The sequence below is a fragment of the Archangium sp. genome, assembly GCF_057119385.1.
On record NZ_DBNGVP010000006.1, the window covers coordinates 39,880 to 59,266 of the forward strand.

The 19,387-nt window shown below is 68.6% G+C and carries 18 protein-coding genes and 1 pseudogene; 6 read left to right on the forward strand and 13 right to left on the reverse strand.

The genetic code is table 11. The features are described 5' to 3' along the window. Positions 1-26: 26 nt before the first annotated feature. From AC16DP_RS02670 to AC16DP_RS02680, 3 genes are all read left to right on the forward strand, one after another. The gene (locus AC16DP_RS02670; protein WP_043414148.1) at positions 27-302 is read left to right on the forward strand and encodes a hypothetical protein; all 276 of its coding nucleotides are present in this window, start codon (positions 27-29) and stop codon (positions 300-302) included. Between the two features lie 6 nt (positions 303-308). Further along, the gene (locus AC16DP_RS02675) at positions 309-833 is read left to right on the forward strand and encodes a GNAT family N-acetyltransferase (RefSeq protein ID WP_329731698.1); all 525 of its coding nucleotides are present in this window, start codon (positions 309-311) and stop codon (positions 831-833) included. A 107-nt stretch (positions 834-940) separates the two neighbouring features. Beyond that, positions 941-2,461, forward strand: a complete 1,521-nt coding sequence (locus AC16DP_RS02680) for a peptidase M3 (protein ID WP_329731715.1) — start codon at positions 941-943, stop codon at positions 2,459-2,461. A 28-nt stretch (positions 2,462-2,489) separates the two neighbouring features. Here the strand turns inward: AC16DP_RS02680 and AC16DP_RS02685 are convergent, their stop codons facing one another. Both AC16DP_RS02685 and AC16DP_RS02690 read right to left on the reverse strand, forming a co-directional pair. Further along, positions 2,490-2,819: a hypothetical protein gene (locus AC16DP_RS02685; RefSeq protein WP_329731699.1), complete on the reverse strand. Its 330-nt coding sequence runs from the start codon at positions 2,817-2,819 to the stop codon at positions 2,490-2,492. 162 nt (positions 2,820-2,981) lie between these two features. Beyond that, positions 2,982-4,022: a hypothetical protein gene (locus AC16DP_RS02690; protein WP_329731700.1), complete on the reverse strand. Its 1,041-nt coding sequence runs from the start codon at positions 4,020-4,022 to the stop codon at positions 2,982-2,984. Between the two features lie 101 nt (positions 4,023-4,123). Here AC16DP_RS02690 and AC16DP_RS02695 point away from each other — a divergent pair, with 101 nt between their 5' ends. Together AC16DP_RS02695 and AC16DP_RS02700 are read left to right on the forward strand one after the other, a co-directional pair. Continuing rightward, positions 4,124-5,002, forward strand: a complete 879-nt coding sequence (locus AC16DP_RS02695; protein WP_329731701.1) for a DUF2058 family protein — start codon at positions 4,124-4,126, stop codon at positions 5,000-5,002. Positions 5,003-5,248: 246 nt separating this feature from the next. Next, positions 5,249-5,851, forward strand: a complete 603-nt coding sequence (locus tag AC16DP_RS02700; protein ID WP_329731702.1) for a hypothetical protein — start codon at positions 5,249-5,251, stop codon at positions 5,849-5,851. Positions 5,852-6,089: 238 nt separating this feature from the next. Here AC16DP_RS02700 and AC16DP_RS02705 read toward each other — a convergent pair whose 3' ends face one another. The 10 genes and pseudogenes from AC16DP_RS02705 to AC16DP_RS02750 all read right to left on the reverse strand — a co-directional run bounded on the left by AC16DP_RS02705 (position 6,090) and on the right by AC16DP_RS02750 (position 16,784). Next, complete coding sequence (locus AC16DP_RS02705) at positions 6,090-6,317, reverse strand: hypothetical protein (RefSeq protein ID WP_329731703.1); 228 nt, start codon at positions 6,315-6,317, stop codon at positions 6,090-6,092. Positions 6,318-6,646: 329 nt separating this feature from the next. Then, the gene (locus AC16DP_RS02710) at positions 6,647-7,102 is read right to left on the reverse strand and encodes a SitI3 family protein (protein ID WP_483956609.1); all 456 of its coding nucleotides are present in this window, start codon (positions 7,100-7,102) and stop codon (positions 6,647-6,649) included. 45 nt (positions 7,103-7,147) lie between these two features. Next, positions 7,148-8,566 (reverse strand): annotated as a pseudogene (gene sitA5, locus AC16DP_RS02715) (SitA5 family polymorphic toxin); the annotation flags it as partial. 81 nt (positions 8,567-8,647) lie between these two features. Then, entirely contained in the window at positions 8,648-9,604 is a 957-nt protein-coding gene (locus AC16DP_RS02720; RefSeq protein ID WP_329731705.1) for a DUF2381 family protein, read from the reverse strand. Between the two features lie 118 nt (positions 9,605-9,722). Beyond that, entirely contained in the window at positions 9,723-10,097 is a 375-nt protein-coding gene (locus AC16DP_RS02725; RefSeq protein ID WP_329731706.1) for a hypothetical protein, read from the reverse strand. A 159-nt stretch (positions 10,098-10,256) separates the two neighbouring features. Next, entirely contained in the window at positions 10,257-10,946 is a 690-nt protein-coding gene (locus tag AC16DP_RS02730; RefSeq protein WP_329731707.1) for a serine/threonine-protein kinase, read from the reverse strand. Then, entirely contained in the window at positions 10,877-11,575 is a 699-nt protein-coding gene (locus AC16DP_RS02735; protein WP_329731708.1) for a protein kinase domain-containing protein, read from the reverse strand. The genes AC16DP_RS02730 and AC16DP_RS02735 overlap by 70 nt, the downstream gene beginning before the upstream one ends. Before the next feature lie 401 nt (positions 11,576-11,976). After that, positions 11,977-13,422: a M20 family metallopeptidase gene (locus AC16DP_RS02740; RefSeq protein WP_329731709.1), complete on the reverse strand. Its 1,446-nt coding sequence runs from the start codon at positions 13,420-13,422 to the stop codon at positions 11,977-11,979. A gap of 160 nt (positions 13,423-13,582) precedes the next feature. Further along, on the reverse strand, positions 13,583-15,442 hold the full coding sequence (locus AC16DP_RS02745; protein WP_329731710.1) for an ATP-binding protein: 1,860 nt from the start codon (positions 15,440-15,442) through the stop codon (positions 13,583-13,585). A 163-nt stretch (positions 15,443-15,605) separates the two neighbouring features. After that, a complete protein-coding gene (locus tag AC16DP_RS02750) occupies positions 15,606-16,784 on the reverse strand; it encodes an acyl-CoA dehydrogenase family protein (protein WP_329731711.1) in 1,179 nt (392 codons plus the stop codon). Positions 16,785-16,872: 88 nt separating this feature from the next. On the opposite strand from AC16DP_RS02750, the gene AC16DP_RS02755 reads away from it, so the two are divergent. Next, positions 16,873-17,634 carry an SDR family NAD(P)-dependent oxidoreductase gene (locus AC16DP_RS02755; protein WP_329731712.1) on the forward strand — a complete coding sequence of 254 codons (762 nt, stop codon included), beginning with the start codon at positions 16,873-16,875 and terminating at the stop codon, positions 17,632-17,634. A 171-nt stretch (positions 17,635-17,805) separates the two neighbouring features. Here AC16DP_RS02755 and AC16DP_RS02760 read toward each other — a convergent pair whose 3' ends face one another. Beyond that, on the reverse strand, positions 17,806-19,182 hold the full coding sequence (locus AC16DP_RS02760) for a Caspase domain-containing protein (RefSeq protein ID WP_329731713.1): 1,377 nt from the start codon (positions 19,180-19,182) through the stop codon (positions 17,806-17,808). Between the last annotated feature and the right edge of the window lie 205 nt (positions 19,183-19,387).

Genomic DNA, 19,387 nt, shown 5'->3' on the forward strand with positions numbered 1-19,387 from the left:
CTACGTTTTCGTAGAGAGGTACCGCCATGGCCGAGACCCAGATTTCCGCGTATGTCTCCGAGACCACCAAGGAGCTCGTCGAGCGCTACGTGGAAGCGCATGGGATGAAGAAGGGCCGCCTCATCGAGGAGGCGCTCCTGCACCACCTCCAGGCCCTCCGTGAGCTGCCGGCGGACCTGATCATCCCGCCTCGAATCGTGGTGGAGCAGAAGACCTTCGAGCGCGTGGCGGCCTTGACCCGACGTCCACGCAAACCGACGAAGGCACTCCGCGCGCTGATGGATGGCAAGAAGCCGCGATAGCGTCCCGTGGCTCTCGAAATCCGCAGGCTGCTCCAGGAAGACGACCGCTCGGATTTCCGCTCGGGCAACGTCGACCTCGACCGGTTCTTCCAGCGCTACGCCGGACAGAATCAGTTCCGCCATCACATCGGCACGACGTATGTCGCGGTCGAGGATGGGACGATCGCCGGCTTCGTGACCGTCACGCCCTCTGAAATCACCGTGGCGGAGCTCCCCGTGCCGCGGCGCAGGAAGTTGCCGCAATACCCACTTCCCGTGCTCCGTCTGGCGCGGCTCGCCGTGGATGAACGGGCACGAGGGCGAGGTATCGGCAGTACGCTGCTGCGTGCCGTCTTCGTGCTCGCCCACCGCCTCGCGGACGACTTCGGTTGCCTCGGCGTCGTCGTCGACGCGAAGCCAGAAGCCGTCCCGTTCTACGAGAAGCTCGGGTTCATCGACCTCGGGGCCAGGGCCGGCCATCTCGGCGACAGGCCCGAGCCGAAACCAATGTTTCTCGAGCTGGGCGCCATTCCCAGACCGTCCGCCTCATGAAGCCCTGCCCACCCGCCCTTTCCCTGTAGGGACAGGGTCCAGCGCGGCACGCTCCGCCGACTCGGCTCTTTTCCCCCGTGGCCGAAGTGTCTACCTTCCGCCACGCCATGGACCGCCCCATCCCTGCCCTGCGCGCGAGCCTGGACGACTTCCTCGCCGAGCTGGCCTCCCTCCAGTACCGCCACGCCGCCGGCCTCGCCCCGGACCTCCCCCTCCGCGCGCTCTACGAGGACTCGCCCGAAATCGCCTCCCCCGAGGCCTTCGCCGCCGTCACCGAAGCCATCCCCAAGGCCCAGGCCAAGGGTGACTCGCTCGGCGTGCGCCGCCTCCGGCTGCTGCGCGACTTCATCGCCACCCAGCTCGAAGAGGCCCTCGCCGCCCCCGCCGCCGAGGCCCTCGCCCAACTCGAGGCCCGCGCCCGCCTCTCCGTGGACGACCAGACCCTCTCCTTCGGCGAGGCGCTCGGCCAGCTCCCCCAGGAGCCCGAGCGCGGCCGGCGCGCCCTCCTCGAGAGCGCCACCGGCGGCTTCCTCTGGGACAACCGGGGCCGCTACGGCGATCGCCGCGAGGCCTCCTTCCGCGTCACCGAGCAGCTCCGCGCCCCCCGCTACACCGCCCTGCGCGAGGACGTCTCCGGCATCGAGCTCGAGCCCCTCGTCGAGGCCGCCGAGCAGACGCTGCGCCTCACCGAGGACGCCTACCGCGACGTGCTCGCCTACGTCCTCAAGAAGGTGGAGCCCACGCTGCGTCCCCTCCCCTCGGGCCACGCGCGCCGGCATGACCTCCAGGCCGCCACCCAGGTGTCCTGGCTCAGCGGCTTCTTCCGGCGCGAGGACTCCATGCCCGCCGTCGTCCGCTGGCTCGGCGAGTGGGGCTTCCACCCGTCCGCCGAGGGCCGCATCCGCATCGACGACGAGGAGCGTCCCGGCAAGGCCTCCCGCCCCTTCACCGTCTCGGTGCGCGTGCCCGGTGAAGTGCGCCTCGTCCTCCAGCGCCGCGCGGGCCTGGATGCCCTGGGCAGCCTCCTCCACGAGTACGGCCACGCGCTCCACCACGCCCATGTGTCCGACCAGTTGCCGCTGGAGCTGCGCCGGCTGCAGGACGCCTCGGTGACGGAGGCCTTCGCCACCCTCTTCGAGCGGCTCCTCACCGACGAGGAGTGGCTCAAGCGCTACCTGCGCCAGCCCTCGGCCACGGCGCGCGACGCCTCGCGCATGGCCGCCTTCCAGGCCCTCACGGTGCTGCGCCGGCACTGCGCCAAGCTGCCCTACGAGCTGTCCCTGTACGAGCGCGGCCCCTCGCCCGAGCGGGCCGAGGAGTACGCGGATGCCCAGCGCCGCGCGCTCTTCGTCGAGGCGCATCCGGGCTTCTTCCTCTTCGACGTGGACCCCCAGCTCTACGTGACGCGCTACCTGCGCGCCTGGGCCCTGGAAACGCGGTTCACCGCGCACCTCACCGGGCGCTTCAACGAGGACTGGTGGCGCAACCCCACCGCCGGCCGCTGGCTCCAGGGCCTCTTCGCACGGGGCGGGACCGACGACGCCGAGGCGCTCGCCCAGGAGATTTCGGCAAAAGCCCTGACGCTCCCCGAGGCGGGTGCCCGCCTCGTGGCTCTGCTCGACCGATGAGCGCCGTCCCCTGGGAGGGCCCGGGGGACTACTTCTTCTTGCGCAGCGCGCGGACGATCTTGTCCTTCGTCGCGTTGGTGCCGGTGGCCGCCGCCTTGGGCTTGCTGGCCGAGCGCGTCTGGCCCGTGCGCTCGCGCATCGCCTTCATCAGCTGCATCTCGATGAGCAGCAGCTCGTCACCCAGCTGCTCGTTGTTGCCCGCGGCACGGGGAAGCGGCGCGCTCTTGCTGCCGGCGCCGGCACCATGCCGCAGCCGCAGCACCTTCTCCTCCTCGGACGTCAGGGTCTGCGTCTTCTCCAACGCGGCCTTGACCTCCTTGGACGTCACCGTCGTGCTGCTACCGACCTTGCGCTCCATCTCCGCTCCCTTGCAGTGGGTACCTGAACATCCGCTCATGTCGGATGCGTCCGGTCCGCAACCGTCGAGGATTCTAGAGATCGCAAGAGGAGGGTCAAATTTTCTTCCAACAGGCCGCTGCCTCCCTGTAGCGGCCTGACACCCGCGCGACACCTGGCAGGTTCAGTTGCCCTCTTCGTCCGCGGGCTCGTCCGACGGCTGCGCCGCCCCCGGCCCCGTGGCGCCCTCGGGCTTGTTCCGGGGAATCCCGAAGCGGTCCAGCGCGTCCGCGATGCCCTGCGGCTTGTCCGCGTCCGGCAGGAAGTTCTCCGGCGGCTGCAACTGGGGGTCCTGGCCGATTTCACTCAGCGCGGACTCGAGCACCATGCGCAGCTCGGCGGCGCCCCCGGCGTCGTTGGCGGGCACGGTGATGCGGCCATCCAGGCGCGTCTTGAGGACGACGGACGTCTCCTGGTCCACCAGCACCTCGCCCGTCAGAGACTTGGGCGTGCGGTTCTCGAAGAAGGCCAGGCGGCGCCGGGTGGTGTCGTCCCGGCCGCCCTTGGGCTCGGCCATCGCGGGCAGCACGGTGGGCGCGGTGCCCGTGTTGCCTTCTGGACCGAGCGTCACGTTGTAGCGCCACGCGGTGCGGCCCTCGTGGGTGACGGTGCCCTGCGGAGACAGCAGCAGCCGGCCCCGGAAGAGCGCGTCCACGTCGCGGATGGCGCCGGTGAGCTCGGTGCGGGTGCGCTCGGCGATGCCGCGGTCGCGCAGACGCTGGCGGAAGGTGCCGTAGCGGTTGCGGGCGTACACCTTGCCCCCCACGCGCATCACCTCCAGGCCCTGGTCCCGGCTGTTCTCCAGCACGCCGTGGAAATCTCCGCTCACACCACCCGGGCCGGCGCGGAAGGTGCGCGTCTCGGTGAGTTTGGTGGGGACGGTGCCCTGGGCGCCCGACCACTCGTAGCTGACGGTGGCCTTGAAAGTGTGAGGTCCCAGACGCTCGGTCACCTCGGCGGCGTCCATGGAGAGGATCCGGCGGGCCACGCGGGGGTTGTCCGCCACGTCCTCGGGCGGAAGCTTCTCGGCGGCCGAGGCCACCACCTTGGGCGGATCCTCGGGCGAGAAGATGCGAGCCTTGGCCGCCTTGTCGACGGGGTCCTGGCAGGCCACGGTGGCGAGCGCCAGGGTGGCGGCGAGGGCGAACTTGGGGAAACGGGTCACGACTCCTCCGGCTCCATGCGGGGTTGCCCAAATTACGGGGTGGGTGCTGGAGCGGCAAGGGACGGCTTGCGCGCGCCAATGTACGGGATAGAACGCCACCTATGCAGAACCTGCGTGACAAGCTCTTGAAGGCTGGCCTGGTCTCCGAGGACCAGGCCAAGAAGGCGGAGAGTTCCGCCCCGACCGCTCGCCGTCCGGCTCCGTCGCAGGAGGCCCGGCACGAGGGCCCTCCTGGCCGCCAGGATAGGGAGCCCCGTGAGCCCCGTGAAGCCCGGGGGCGCGACGAGCGGCCGCCGCGCCGCGAGGGCCGTGACGGTGGACGTCCTCCCCAGGGAGGTGGCCGTCCGCAGGGACAGGGTGGCCGCCCCCAGGGTGGCCCTCCCCGTGGCCCCGGGGGTGGGCGCCCGCAGGGTGGACGTCCCCAGGGCGGGCGGCCGGGCGGTGAGCCGTCGGGCGGCATCGTCCCCAAGCTGCCCCCGCTGCCGGGCTCCAAGGCCGCTCAGCGGATGGAGTCCAAGAAGCAGGTGGAGCTGGACCGCAAGCTGCGCGAGCTGGTGCTCGGCGGCCAGGTGCCCGTGGACGTGGGCGCCACCGTCTTCTACTTCATGACGCGCAAGGGGAAGCTGCGCCGCCTGGAGCTGACCGAGACGCAGGCCAAGCAGCTCGAGGACGGCACGCTCGGCGTGGTGGAGCGTCCGGAGCCCGCGCAGATCGAGCACTCGCTGGTGCCCGCCGCGGTGGCCGAGCAGATGTACGCCATCTCGAAGAAGTCGGTGCGCTTCCTCAACCGCAAGGACCTGCCCATCGGCTTCATGAGCGATGACCAGGTGAAGGAGCAGCAGGCCGCCGAGGCCCGCGGCGACGAGCCCGTGGACGAGGGCGGCGATGACGAGGCCGCCGAGGGCGAGTCCGCTCCCGCCGAGGCCGCCGCCGAGGGCACTCCGAGCCCCGAGGGCAGCTCCGAGCCCACGCCGTCCTGACCTCGCGTCCGGACCCCCGGGTGGTGACGGCTGTCACCACCCGGTGACTGGCGTCATCAGGCGCCCGGGCCCTCCGGTGGTGGCTGGAGTCACCAGGAGCGCCGGGGCGCTCGGGCCCTTCCCGAGCAATTCCGGGCGTTTGGCGAGGCCCGGGGCCCATGGAGCTGATTGGCACACCTGATGCTCTGGGGTGAGTACGCCGCCCACAAGTGGGCGACTCCCTCACCACCCATCGGGGTCAACGCCATGAGCATCTCCTCCATCAAGGGCAGCGCGGTCGGTTCCTTCTCCAACGTGTCCCGTTCCTCCGGAGTAGGCGGTCCGCAGCAGACCCCCTCGGCGAAGCTGGAGGGCATCGTCTCCGACATCACCCAGAAGCTGGCCTCGGGCGACCTCAAGGGCGCGGTGGAGGGCATCAAGAAGCTGTGTGACACGCTGGGCGTGGACTCCAAGCACCTGCTCGGCGCGCTGGGCCTGGACGGGGCCGCTGGTGGCAAGGGTGGCGCCGAGGGCGCCAAGGGCGCCGAAGGTGCCGGGGGTGGCGAGGGCGCGGGTGGTGCCGAGGGCGCTTGTGGGGCCGGTGGCGGTGCGCCCGCCGCCGGTGGCGCCGAGGGCGGCGGCCTGCTCGAGCTGCTGAAGAAGCTGCTGCAGCAGAACCCGGAGCTGGCCAGGCAGCTGCTCCAGAATCCCGAGCTGCTCCAGCAGCTGGCGCAGAACCCGGAGCTGCTCCAGCAGCTGGCGCAGAACCCCCAGGCGCTGCAGTCCATGCTCGCGGGCGCCCCGCCGGAGCTGGCCGGCATCAGCCAGTTCCAGGCCGCCGCGCCCCCGGCTCCCGTGAGCCTCTTCTGAGCGCGCCGACGCTCAAGGCGCCACGGAAACAGCCTCGTACTGATTGGCATCCAGGATCTTCACGGGGCCCTCACCAGCCACTTCTCGCCAGCAAGACCGGCTGGAGCGAGATCCGTCAGGGCCTTCAGGAGTTCGGCTTCGACATCCGCGATCGCGGACGAGTCGCTGCACTTCATCCCCTCCCTTTGCACGGAGCCACAAGATTTCCTGAGAACCGGAACCATCAGGCAGGTGGTGCTCACTCATCAGGGCGTCCCAAGGTCAGATCTACTTGACCGTGCCTTGCCTGCTGTACGGCGCGCATCCAATCGTCCCAGACACCGGGATCCGCAGGCGTACCGTCTTCGAGCAGCGACATGCTGCCCAAAAAACCGCCCAGGTCGTCCGAGCCTGTCAGTTCATAGAGCCTTTCAAGGTAGGCGTACATCGCCGTGTATGCTTCCTTGATCGTGATCTTGTCATCCATGCGATGCCTCGACATCAGTTTCCGAACTCGGCATCGAATGCGGCGATTGCTTCTTCAGAAGTCCTGTGGGTCGGTCCATTCAAAGTCTTCATCTCGCCAGTCCTTGCGAGAGTTCAATCTTTCACCCAGTCTCGTGATGAGATCCTGGAGAGCCTCTATTTCTGTCCGTCCGAGTCCTGCCTCCCCATCGGGGATGCCATTGGCATTTTTTACACTCACAAATGCCGCGCATGTCGCGAATCTCGAAGACGTTGACTACCCGCGAAATGCTCGCGGCACCATGCAGATTGGTTGCCCTCCAATCCATCTGATTTCTCCCTTCTGGTCCGCTACAATAGGGGCGATGGCAAGGGCCGCTTTTCGTGGGGCAGGCGAATCTCGTTTTCCAGCCGGAGCCCGTCCGTCCAGTTCTTGGAGTCTTCGTTGAGCACCAGGTGCCCGCTGAGTCTCTGCAAAACGATGTGCTCCCCGTTGAAGAGCAGGACCCCATCTCGTCCATGCTCCAGCAGGAACATCGTCGCGCGCAGCATGATGCGATTTCCCTCCTCGTATTCGCCGCTATTGGGATTGAGTCGAAATCCCACGGACAGGTCTGGCCTGAAATGAAATGCCTCCTCAATCATGAGCTTGAAATCTTGATCTGGTTCAATCGCGCTGACCCATACTGCCGGCCCGAGTAGATGGGCATCATCGCCCCACTCAAGCCCGAATCTCTCTGCCATGAGTCGCAATACCTGCGCAGGTTTCAAGTCAGTTGATAGCTCAAGACTGTTGTCCAATCCCATGTGCTCCCCGCTTTGGTAGACCGGGTTCGTGGCATTCTGACTATGGAAAAGGATAGAAATATTGCCACTCTTGATGGCAATGACTTGCTTGAGTCCAGGAATCGGCCAATCCGAGAGTTGCTTCTTCATGACTTCGATCGTGACGCTCGTGTCGTCGAGGTTCAGGATGATTCTATCTGCCTGATCTCTGTTCACCTTCTGGTTCTTGAGGTTGGTCGCGATATTGCGTGCGCTTGGACTGTTGGGGGCATAGCAGTCGTAATACTCTCCGTTTATTCTGTAGTCGGGCTTCGTGCCGTTGGACTTGGGCGGAGGATTCTGCTCCACATGGTAGCCGTTGTCTGCGAGAGTTTGCGCCGACTCGTTCTCCCGCTCGATCGCTTTGATGTTTTCTGGCCTCTTGTCGTTGGCTCCAGGACGGGTTGGGTGTCCTGTCAAGCTCCCTTTGGCCCGCGAACTGCCGCCAATGCTGCCCCGAGCCGTCATCGCCACCGCGCCCGGCGCCAGGGCGATGGTGACGGTCTCGGCACTCACGGCGACCGTCGTCACCTCCCCCACCGCCGCGAGACGGATACCCACCTGCGTCTCCGCTTGTACGGCCGCCTGCATCGAGCCGGGCAGCTTCGGCACCTTCGCGGCCAGCCCTGGCGCCGTGTTGCCAATGGCCGCCATGGCCAGCATGGCGAATGCTCGTGCCGCGTTCCGGCCCATGAGCTTGCCGTACCGCTCGCCTGCTGCGCGCAGCTCGTTGAACGTGGTGGCCCGGTCCGCCTCGCCCATCAGCCGCTTGAAGCCCACGACGAGGCCCCAGAAGGTATCGACGCCCACGTAGGAGATGAGTGTTGCGGTCATCACCGCCGCGAGGCCCTTCGAGATCGTCACATCGGGAATGGAAACGAGAATCATGTACGTAGTCCAGGTCCAGAGGACCGCCGCCACCATGGCGTGGGGGTCGGCCATGTCCTTGAACGCCTCCAGCATCTCGTCCAGGACGGCGCCCTTGGCCAGAGCCAGGGCCAAGGCGAAACGGCCATCCCCGTTGACGGTGGGGCTTTCCGTCAGCAGGCGCAGACAGTCCCCGGGCCTGCCGGTGCGCTCGCACCAGCGTAGGTAGTCGCGCGTCAACTCCGCCTCCGGTGTTGTGGACTGCCCCTCCAGGTGCTCGCCCGGCTTGAGCGGAGTAAGGCGGCGGCTGGGGGGCTCGTACGTGTACGAACCGCTCCGCGCCTCCACCTCGAACAGCCGCCGGGCGGCTTCCTGGGGCCGAGTGGAGGGCCGAACATCCCGAGCCAGTTCCGACACGGCCTCCTCGAACTCGCCGCTGCCCAGCGCCACCGGCCTGGCGCCGGAACGAGGTGTGAAGACGAGGGTGTCGGTCTGGCCTGTGTCCAGGCGCACGACCCGGGACGCCGTGCCACACCCGACGAGGAGAGCCAGCATCACAACCGTGCAGCACAGCTTCATGGGGATTCCTCCTGGCCACCCCTCTATGGGTAGCCAGTCTGGAAGAATACCCAATGGGTACGGCAACCCCTGGAGCGGGGGTCACGGGAAGGTCACTCCGCCGAGGGTGACAAGCCGACCTCCGTTCTCGTCCCACAACTTGAGGGTGAAGGTGCCCCGCGCCTCGTGAGCCAGCAACTCCGTCTCCACCATCACGAGGCCCGACCCTCCCGGCGGAATGGGCGCGAGCTGCCACGCCTTCGCTTCCTTCACGTCCTGGCCCTTTCCCACCAGCAGTGCCGCATCCCTGGCCGTCCAGGGGGCCGTGCCGGGGTTGTCCATGACCATCGCCACGGCCACCCGCATCACGTCTTCGCCTTTTTCCCGGCGCGTGGTGGTGGAGCGGTAGCTGATGACGGTTGGCGTGAGGAGCGCGTTGGCCGAGGGTTTGGTGATGGTGCTCGTGAGGTTCTTGGCCAGGACGCCTTGCACGTTCAACGCGTACACGTTCAACAGCCCGCTGGCGATCAGCCCCGTGATGCCCAGCCCGCTTCCTTCCGCCTGCGTCCGTACCAACTCCGATTGGAGCTGCCGGATTCGGGCCTCCTTCTCCTTGACCTCTTGCTGGTAGTCCTCAACGGTGCGCCGGTTGCGGAAGACCTCCACCTGCCGCGCGGCCCGTGCCGGGTGGCCCACCAGCTCGAAGGTGGCGCTCGTTGGGGCGGCACCATCCGTGAAGCGCACCACCAGCTCGAGCCGTTCCCCGGGCCGGAGGTCTTTCGGGGGGATGACGGTGATGCTGCGCGTCCCCGTGGACACGTCCTCGAAACGCTCGCGCTCCTGCAACTCCACCGCACCCGGAGGCAACGGCGAGTCGAACCGGAAGGTGGTGGGAAGGTCGGGGCTGATGCACACCTCTGGCGCCTTGTCGGTGGGAGCCGCCAACAGCTCGATCCGGTGTGGCGACGCCTCACAGCTCGGAAGAGATGGCTGCGCGGTGGCGCTGGCATCCGCGAGGAGCGCCAGGAGCAAGAGCACGGCGGGGGACGAGGTGAGCACGGAGCGGGGACATCCAACAGATGGGGTAGAGACCGGAGAAGTGGGCCTCTACCACACCTTCCCTCCCGGTAGGGCACGAGGGATGCCAAGCCCCTGCTCGCGAACCGCTCGGACAGCTCTACTCGAACCGGCGCACCGCCTGCACGGCCATGGAGGCGAAGACCTTGGCGGTTTCCGGCCCTCCATCGGGCTCCGCTGGGACGCCCCGTTTACCCTCGTCCCCTGCCTCCAGGCAGACCTTGAACGTGTCCCCCGTGGGGGTTCGGGCCTCGGTGAAACGGGCATAGACGCGACCGTCTCCGAAAAGGAGCCGGCCGGAGAGGATGGTCCCCGTTGGCAGCTTCCACCGATCGCCCGGCACTCCACCGGGGACGCCCCCATAAACCAACCTCGCGGACGTGACGCCCTCGCGCACGGTGATGAATTTGGGGTCTTCGCGGGTGAAGGAGACGAGGCCCGTGCTCCCGATGCCGATGCCGAGAGTTTCGGTCATGGTCTCGACGGCACCGGCCGGGCACGGCTCGGCTTCGGGGGCGGGACGCACCTGGGCACCGGGACAGGCCATGTTGGCGGCAGCGGCGGCGCCGACACACCACTTCGCCACGGGTGAGAGGATCCCCTTCTGCGTCTTGTCCCCCTGGGGGCTGGGGGCCTACGGCTTCTTCAAGGCGTCGTCCTTGGAGCGCGTCACCAGCGAGGCGACGACCGCAGGGGTTTTCTCCACCGGGAGCGGAGCTGCGGCCTGCTCAATTTCCGGCGGCGGCCACGAGGGCGCCACTTCCTGACCGAGAAGCGACCTCAACGTCGGGGAAGGCGAGGACGACGCCACGGGTGTGGGCTGGGGCTCTGGCTTCCTCCGCTCCGAGAGCCACCACCCCACCAGGGCCACGCTCACCAGCACGGCCATCCACACCACCGCGCGCCGAAGCGCCTGGAGCGCCATGGCCTGCACGGGCACGTCCGCCACCGTGGCCGGAGTCGGTGTCGCCGGGATGGGCTCCACGGGTGGCGCGGCAGCCTCGGGCTTCTCCTTCCGTGCTGCGGCCCCCCGCCGGCCTCTCCTCGGTAGACGGGGACCGTCATGCAGGGGCACCCGCCAGGAAGCATCCGCACGAGCCAGCAGGTGCATCAGCTCCTTCCCCAGCTCCAGGACGCTCGGGTAACGCTTCTCCGGCCTCTTCTCCAACAGCTTCATGCACAGGTCACTCACCACCTGCGGCACGTTGGGGTTGACGATGTGCGGCGGCAGCGGCTCCTTGTTGATGACGGCATTCACCGAGGCCGCGTCATCCCACGCCACCTCGAAGGGGAAACGACGGGTGAGCAGCCGGTAGAGCACCACGCCCAGCGCGTATTGGTCGTCCGCCTTCCCGGGCCGGTAGGTGACTTTCCGCTCGTTCCAGTGCTCCAGGCCGAAGCGCCACGCCTCCGGGCTGCGGTAGTGGGGCGTCCCCGGGGGAACATACCCTCGGTGATGGTGGTCTGCCCCTCACGCTTGGCGGCCCCGAAGTCCAACAGCACCGGCTCCCCGTCGCTGTCGCGCACGATGATGTTGGCCTCCTTCACGTCCCGGTGGACGACGTTCTCGTCATGCACCACGGCCAGCCCCCGCGCCACACCCACCCTCTTGCCCATCACGGCCAGCGTGTCGGGGTTCTCTTCCCAGGCCCACACATCGAGCGGGCGGCCCTCGACGTACAGCATCTTCAAGCAGAAGAACTCGGGCAGCACGGGCGGCCAGTAGCTGAAGCCCACCTGCCGCACGAGGTTCTTGTGCTGGAAGTACATGGCGAGGGTGCCCTCGCGCTCGGCCCACTGCCTGGCCCGGTGGAGCGGGACGAACTTGAGGGCCAACAGGGTGCCACTCAGCTTGTCCCGTGCCCGGTACACGGTGCCGTAGCCCTGGGCGATGATGGTTCCCGGGTGGATGCGTTCCTGGCACCCGTAGCCCCGCGCGAAGAAGGCGGTCAATGGGTCCCTGTGTTCTTCGGTCTCCGTTGCTGGCGTCGATCTACGAGCGCCCCGGATGACCTCGGTGCGCGTGTCGCCATTGGGCTCGCGCTGGGCACTCGGCCAGGGGCTCGGCGCAGTTCATGGCACTGAACGTGCCGCACGCCCATGCGTCCTGGGTGGCTCAATCCACGTGAACCACGCTGTCAGTCCGGCTGAGTCCCCGGCGACTTCGGAGGCAGTGCGTGGCCACGGGGCCCTGGGGACCCGGCTCACCGGGCTGGCCTTGCGGTCCCAGCGGGCCCGGTACACGCGGAGACAAGGACGACGAGCAGGAGGACGGTGGAGCGGAGGAGCATGGGCGCGGAGAAGACTCCGCCACCCGCTCGCGAATCGAGGCCGCTCCCCCGCCCTACAGCCTGCTACCGGTTGAAGTGCGAGGCGATGACGCTCGCCACGCAGCAGGTGAGCTTCTTGCCGGTGGGGATGTGCAGGTACTCGTTGGGCCCGTGGGCGTTGCTGTTGGGACCGAGCACGCCGGTGATGAGGAACTGGGCCTCGGGGAAGCGCTTGCCGAGCATCTCCATGAACGGGATGGTGCCGCCCTCGCCCATGGCCATGAAGGGCTTGCCGAAGAAGGCGCGCGAGGCCTCGTGCGTGGCCTGCTCCAGCCACTTCTCGAGCGGCGGCGCGTCCCAGCCGGCGCTGGTCTTCTCACCCTCGAACGTCACCTTCGCGCCGTAGGGCGGATCCGCCTCCAGCGTCTGCTTGAGGGCCTGGATGGCCACCTTCGGGTCCACCCGCGGAGGGATGCGCACGGACAGCTTCACCGCGGTGTAGGGGCGCAGCACGTTGCCCGCGCTGCCCAGGGCCGGCATGCCGTCCACGCCCGTGACGGAGAGCGCCGGGCGCCACGTGCGGTTGAGGATCTGCTCGGCGCGGTCCACCGTCATCGGCCGGGAGCCGGGCACCCAGGGGAACTTCGAGTACACCTCCTCGCCCAGCACCTCGGCCACGGCGGCGGCCTGCTCGCGGCGCGCCTGGGGGATGTGGACCTGGAGGGCGTCCACGCGGATGCGACCCGTCTGCTCGTCCTCCACGCGCGAAAGCACCTGGCGCAGAATCCGGAACGACGAGGGGACGATGCCGCTCGCGTCGCCCGAGTGCACGCCCTCCTCGAGGATGTCCACGCGCAGGTTGCCGGCGAGCAGCCCGCGCAGCGAGGTGGTCATCCACAGCTGCTCGTAGTTGGCGCAGCCGGAGTCCAGGCACACCACGAGCGACGCCTTGCCGATGCGCGGCGCCAGGTGCTCGATGTACGCGGGCAGGTCATAGCTGCCGCTCTCCTCGCAGGCCTCGATGATCACCACGCAGCGCGCGTGCGCAATCCCCTGCTCCTTGAGCAGGCGGATGGCGGCGAGCGAGCCGAACGCCGAGTAGCCATCATCCGCGCCACCGCGGCCGAAGAGCTTGTCGCCCTCGCGCACCGGCTCCCAGGGGGAGAGGCCCGCGCGCCAGCCGGTCATCTCCGGCTGCTTGTCCAGGTGGCCGTAGAGCACCACGGTGTCCTCCCCGGAGCCGGGGATGTCCATGTAGATGACGGGGGTGCGCTCCTCGCCCTTCTCGTTCTTGAGCGTCACCACCTCCACCTTCAGCCCGGGGATGTGCTTCGCCTGGGACTCGCACCAGCCGGCGATGAGCTTCACCGCCTTGTCCATGTGCCCCTTCTTCGCCCAGTCCGGCTCGAAGGCCGGGGACTTGTTGGGGATGCGGATGTAGTCGTGCAGCTTCGGGAGGATCTCCTCCTCCCAGATGCGCTCGGACGAGTGGGCGGCGGTCGCGGTGTTCAGCCGGGGGCTGGTGCTCATGGGAAATGGCTCCGGGTTCAGACGGAAGGCTCCTCCATGTACACCACCCGGCGCCGCAATGGGCGGGCCTGTCCATGACGCAAGGCGGCACGCTGGGTAGGTCGCTCACTTCCCAACCCTGGAAATCCTGTTCCCACCCCGGGACGGGCCCGTCTGGAGCTCACGGCGCGGCGGCCGGCAGGGTGAAGAAGAAGGTGCTGCCCGCCCCCACCTGGGTCTCCACCCAGAGGCTGCCCCCGTGCGCCTCCACGATGCTCTTCACGATGCTCAACCCGAGCCCCGTTCCCCGCTCGCTCACGCCGGAGGCCCGCCAGAAGCGCTCGAAGAGGTGCGGCACGTCCTCGGGCGCGATGCCCGGCCCGTTGTCCTTCACCGAGAGGCGCACCATCCCATCGATCTTCCGGGCCCGCAGGGAGACGGTGCCACCCGAAGGGGTGAACTTGATGGCGTTGCCCACCAGGTTGCCGAGCACCTGCAGCACGCGCTCCCGGTCCGCGCGCACGGAGGGCAGCCCCGGGCTCACCTCCATCACCAGGTCCTGGGACTTCTCCAGGGCGAGCGGCCGGAGCACCTGCGCCGCCTGCCGGAAGAGCTCGTCCACCGGCCAGGGCTGGAGCGCCAGCGGCATGGGCATGCCCTGCATGCGCGCCCGGTCGAGGATGCCGCCGATGAGCTCCCTCATCTGCCCCGCCGCCAGCAGGATGTTCTCCAGATGGCGGCGGCCCTGACGCCGGCGCTCGTCCCCCGGCGGACGCGCGGCATTCAGCAGCATCTCCGCGTTCATGCGCACCACGAGCAGGGGCGTCTTGATGTCGTGGGAAACGACGGCGAGCAGCTCCTCGCGCCAGCGCACCGCCTCCTGCGCCTGCTGGAAGAGCAGTGCGGCGTCCACCGCCGCCGCGATGCGCTGGGCCAGCGACTCGAAGAGGGTGACGTCCGCGGGGCCATAGCGCTCCGGCCGCGCGGAGATGAGGCTCAGCACCCCGAGCGTACGGCCCCGCACCCGGATGAGCAGACGGAGGTTGGAGGGAAAACCGGTCCACTCCGCCCGCTCCACCGGCGCCAGCCCCTCCGGCAGGTGCTCGGGGCTGGCCGGCATCGCCACCCAGGGATGAGAAGCGAGCACCTGGCCCACGAAGGACGCACTGCCGAGCGGGTGGCCCGCGGGCTCCACGGCCATCATCGCGATGCGCTCGGCGCCACTGGGACCCAGCAGATCCATGGCGCAGCAGTCGGCCCACGTGGGGACCAGCAGGCGCGCGAGCTGGGGAAGCGAGATGCGGTAATCCAGGGAGCCGGCCAGCAGGGCGCTCGCCTCGGCCATGAAGGCCTGGCGCCGGTGGGCCTCCTCCGCCGCCTGATGCGCCAGGCGCTCGCGCTGCAACAGGTCGCGTTGGACGCGCTCGAACAACTCCGCGCGCTCGCGCAGGCGCACCTCGCGCCGCAGGGCGTAGTGCCGGTCCAGGGCCAGCGCGAGCTGGTTGGCCACCGCGTCGAGGAAGGCGAGCCCCTCCTCGGCGAGCACCCCGGACGGCTCCACCTGGAGCATGCCGAAGGTGTGTCCCTTGGCCACGAGTGGCAGGGTGATGAACGCCGGCTCGGCCCGCCCGGGAGGCGCCGGGACGGCCCAGGAGCCCACGCCCTCCAGCGCCTCCCCCAGCTCGTGCTGGGGCTCCACCCCCGTCGCGCCCACCCGCCAGGCATACGTGGAAGCGGCCTGCTCGACGGCCTCGGTGAGCCGCGCGGCCGGCACCTCCTCCGCGCGCCAGACCCTCAGCACCGGACGCTCCGGCACGGCCTCGCCCCCCGCATCCAACCCCACCCACAGCAGCGCCGTGCACAACCGGTGCGCCTGGGAGGCGAGCGCCATCACCTCCGGGAAGGTGCGCTCCTCCCCCTCGAAGGCCGCGAGCCGCTTGCTGATCTCATACAGGTAGTCGAGGTGACGCCAGGCATGCTCGCGTTCACGGAAGAGCTGGGACGGACCCGGCCCGGCATTCCTTGGGCTGCCTTCCTCCACGGCACGACCTCCTGACGGTGTCCACGTTTGGGACCCGGCCCCTTCTTGGGGCTGCTGGGACAAGGTGGGGGCGCGATCTCGGACATGCCACCCAGCCGCATGCCTCCCTCACCGATCCGGATGCGATGGCTCGTCCGATCGTGAACGCTGCCGCGGAAGAAGCTCAACTGAAGGCGTCGTAGCCGGTGATGGCCTTGCCGAGCACGAGCGTGTGCACCTCGTGGGTGCCCTCGTAGGTGAAGACGCTCTCCAGGTTGAGCATGTGGCGGATGGGCGGGTAGGAATCGGTGACGCCATTGGCGCCGTAGATGCTCCGGGCCACGCGGGCGATCTCCAACGCGGCCTTCACGTTGTTGCGCTTGGCGAGGCTCACCATGGCGGGGGTGGCCTTGCCCTCGTCCTTGAGACGCGCCAGCCGGAGGGAGAGGAGCTGCGCCTTCACGATCTCTTGCAGCATGTCCGCCAGCTTCTCCTGGGTGAGCTGGTAGGCGGCGATGGGCTTGTCGAACTGGCCGCGGGTGAGGGAGTACTCGCGAGCACCCTCGAAGCAGGCGATGGCGGCGCCGGTGACGGCGAAGGCGATGGTCATCCGCGCGGAGTTGAGACAGGACAGGGGACCGCGCAGGCCGGTGACACCGGGGAGCACGTTGGCGTCGGGCACACGCACGTCCTGGAAGGACAGCTCACTGGTGGTGGAGGCGCGCATGGAGAACTTGCCGGGAATCTCGCGGGCGGAGAAGCCGGGCATGCCCTTCTCGACGAGGAAGCCGCGGATGGACTCGGGGCCGCCCTCGTCCGTCTTGGCCCAGACGACGGCGACGTCGGCGATGGAGCCATTCGTAATCCACGTCTTGGAGCCGTTGAGGATCCAGGAGTCGCCATCGCGGCGGGCGCGGGTGCGCATGCCACCGGGGTTGGAGCCGAAGTCTGCCTCGGTGAGCCCGAAGCAGCCGATGAGCTCGCCGCGGGCCATGGCGGGGAGGAAGCGCTGCTTCTGCGCCTCACTGCCATAGGAGTGGATGGGGAACATGCAGAGCGAGCCCTGCACGGAGGCGAAGGAGCGCAGCCCCGAGTCCCCGCGCTCGAGCTCCTGGAGGATGAGGCCGTAGCTGACGGTGTTGAGGCCGGCGCAGCCGTAGCCCTGGAGGTTGGCGCCGAACACGCCCATCTCGCCGAGGCGGGGCACGAGGTGGGAGGGGAAGGAGCCCTCGCGGAAGTGCTTGCCGATGATGGGGAGGACCTCGGAGTCGACGAAGCGGGCGACGGTGTCGCGGGCGGCCTTCTCGTCGGGGGAGAGGAGGTCATCGATGCGGAAGAGGTCGGTGATGTCCGCGCGAGGCATGGGGAGTGTCCTCCAGGAGTGGGCGGGGGCTGGGGGCTTGTATCACCGAGGGGACCCGGGGAACGAGGTCCGGGTAAGGTGGGGGACCATGACGACGACCCAGAAGACGGCAGTGGTGACGGGCGCGAGCCGGGGAATCGGCAAGGCGCTGGTGCAGGCGTACGTGAAGGAGGGCTACCAGGTGTGGGCGCTGGCGCGAGCGGCGGAGGCGTTGGAGGAGCTGGCGCGCGAGTCGGGAGGGGCGGTGAAGCCGCTGGCGGTGGACGTGGCGGACGAGGGAGCGGTGCTGGCGGCGAGCAAGAAGATCCTGGAGGCGGGAACGCCGCGGGTGTTGGTGAACAACGCGGGGATTTCGGTATCGGCGCCGCTGCACAAGACGACGACGCAGGATTACCGGCGGGTGATGACGGTGAACGTGGAGGCGCCGTTCCTGTTCTGCCGGGAGTTGATTCCGGCGATGGCGGCGGCGGGAGGGGGCCGGGTGATCAACATCGGGAGCATGGCGGCGACGAGGGGGGTGAAATACACGTCGGCGTACTGTGCGTCGAAGCACGCGCTGCTGGGGCTGACGAAGTCGCTGGCGGTGGAGTGGGCGCGTAAGAACGTGACGGTGAACATCGTGAATCCGGGCTGGGTGGAGACGGACATGCTGACGAACGCGAAGGCGGCGATCTCGAAGAGCACGGGCCGCTCCGAGCAGGAGGCGCACGCGGCGTTGGCGAACATGAACGCGATGGGGCGGGTGATCCAACCGGAGGAGGTAGCGGCGCTGTGCCTGTTCCTCAGCTCGGACGCGGCGGCGACGATCACGGGAGCGGCCTACAACATCGACGGTGGCGAGGCGGGGTGAGCCCGTAGTCCCCAATATCCCCTCGCCCTCCGGGAGAGGGACGGGGTGAGGGTATCGAGTCCCCCGGGTTCCCGTCCGTGAATGCTCCCTCTCCCTCTGGGAGAGGGCTGGGGTGAGGGAATACGGAGCACCCCGTGCAGCCCCCGAGCCTGTCACAACTCCGGGCCACGCTCACGGAGCCGTCGCGTCCGCCTCGGGAGCCCGCACCTGAACCGGTACCGGAGCCGCACCCGCCGGCCTGTCCCAGGAGCCGTTCTCGCACTGGAGCAGGCGATCGAAGATGGCGAGCGCCTGAGGAGAACCCGAAGCGCGGAGCTTCTCCTGCATGCCGATGTTGATCAGCTCCATGTAGAGGCGCTCGACATAGGCCACGGCCTCCTCCGTGCGCGGCATCGAGCTCTTGAGGTTGTCGCGCACGGACAGCTCGGGGAGGAACCCCAACTTCCCCACGAGCGACTCCACGACATGCCGCTGATCCGGGCGCCCGCCGCGCAGCACCTCCATGATGGGCGAGGACAGGAAGCGGCGCCGGTCCTTCCGGGTGGCGCGCCGCTGCAACCAGGCCTCCGAGGTGGAGATGGGCAGGTCCGTGGTCTCGCCATCCACCTTGGCGAACGCGTGGGCCTCCGCGTAGCTCACCCGGCCATCCCCGTCGTAGTCGGCCGAGGCCACCGCCTTCCCCGTCCGGCCCAGCCCGCTGAGGCCCGCGAAGAAGCTGGAGCTGTAATCCTTGTAGTCCGCCTCATCCACCTCCGGCGTGCAGCCCACCGAAGGCAGGAAGTCCACGGTGGCGAAGAAGCCACAGCGGGGCTGGGCCACCACGGGCCGTTTGGGATTGGCGTCCTGGTAGATGAAGTTGGCGAACGAGCCAGCGTAGCACTGGGACATCACCGTGACCACGGGCGTGGTGCTCGGGAGCCGGTTGAGGAAGAGGCCGAAAGCGCGCACCGTCAGCGTGTCCCCCTCCCAGAGCGCCAGGTGGTTGTTGTTGCGATGCCGGCTGTTCAAGCCTCCGTGCCCCGTGAAGTAGATGAAGGCCGGCTGATGGGGCGTCTCGCGGGCGCTCTGGTCCACCCACTCCAGGAAGCGCTCCAGCGTGGCCGGGCCCTTCAGGTGGGGAATCTCCGGGACCTTGAACTGCTCGCGCGCCTTCTTCCCGGCCTTTTCCTCGAGGTAGCGCACCGTGGCCTGCCCATCGTTCCCGTTGGCGAAATAGACGGAGGCGGAAGCGGGCTCGAGCCCATGCGCCTCGAGCGTCCGCTGGAAGTAGCGGACATTCTTCTCCAGGGCGATCTCATTGCTGGAGGGCTCGCCCCCGCCACCCAGCACCAGGAGGTTGGAGGCGCGGGGAGGCGCGGAGAGTGGCACCAGGGACGCCCCGTGCTCGGAGGACTCGATGTCCTTCTCGTGCTCGGGAGCGGGCTCGGGCCAATCGGCGAGTCCGTCCACGTCCTCCTCCTCCTGCGCGACGGGAACACGGGCGCACCCCTGCACCCCCATGCACCACAGCACCACCACACCACTCCGGGCCCAGAATCCAAGCGACATGGCCGGGAGTCTACCGCAGCGAATCCAACGCTTCCGCCCCGGGCGGGCGAAACCGTTCTCCGCGAAGCAGGAGGCGCGCTAGCACCAAACGCCGAATGAGGCGGGGACGGGTAGCTTGCAGTGTTCCGCTACTTGGAGCAGGCGGAGCAGGCGGCGCTCGCGCGCGGCTTGAGGCCCCACTTGCGAGCAGACAGAGAAAGAGACT

Coding starts and splice junctions, on each gene's coding strand:
- AC16DP_RS02670 (WP_043414148.1), top strand. CDS start 27: ATGGCCGAGACCCAGATTTCCGCGTATGTCTCCGAGACCACCAAGGAG.
- AC16DP_RS02680 (WP_329731715.1), top strand. CDS start 941: ATGGACCGCCCCATCCCTGCCCTGCGCGCGAGCCTGGACGACTTCCTC.
- AC16DP_RS02685 (WP_329731699.1), bottom strand. CDS start 2,819: ATGGAGCGCAAGGTCGGTAGCAGCACGACGGTGACGTCCAAGGAGGTC.
- AC16DP_RS02695 (WP_329731701.1), top strand. CDS start 4,124: ATGCAGAACCTGCGTGACAAGCTCTTGAAGGCTGGCCTGGTCTCCGAG.
- AC16DP_RS02700 (WP_329731702.1), top strand. CDS start 5,249: ATGAGCATCTCCTCCATCAAGGGCAGCGCGGTCGGTTCCTTCTCCAAC.
- AC16DP_RS02705 (WP_329731703.1), bottom strand. CDS start 6,317: ATGGATGACAAGATCACGATCAAGGAAGCATACACGGCGATGTACGCC.
- AC16DP_RS02710 (WP_483956609.1), bottom strand. CDS start 7,102: ATGGGATTGGACAACAGTCTTGAGCTATCAACTGACTTGAAACCTGCG.
- AC16DP_RS02725 (WP_329731706.1), bottom strand. CDS start 10,097: ATGACCGAAACTCTCGGCATCGGCATCGGGAGCACGGGCCTCGTCTCC.
- AC16DP_RS02740 (WP_329731709.1), bottom strand. CDS start 13,422: ATGAGCACCAGCCCCCGGCTGAACACCGCGACCGCCGCCCACTCGTCC.
- AC16DP_RS02750 (WP_329731711.1), bottom strand. CDS start 16,784: ATGCCTCGCGCGGACATCACCGACCTCTTCCGCATCGATGACCTCCTC.
- AC16DP_RS02755 (WP_329731712.1), top strand. CDS start 16,873: ATGACGACGACCCAGAAGACGGCAGTGGTGACGGGCGCGAGCCGGGGA.
- AC16DP_RS02760 (WP_329731713.1), bottom strand. CDS start 19,182: ATGTCGCTTGGATTCTGGGCCCGGAGTGGTGTGGTGGTGCTGTGGTGC.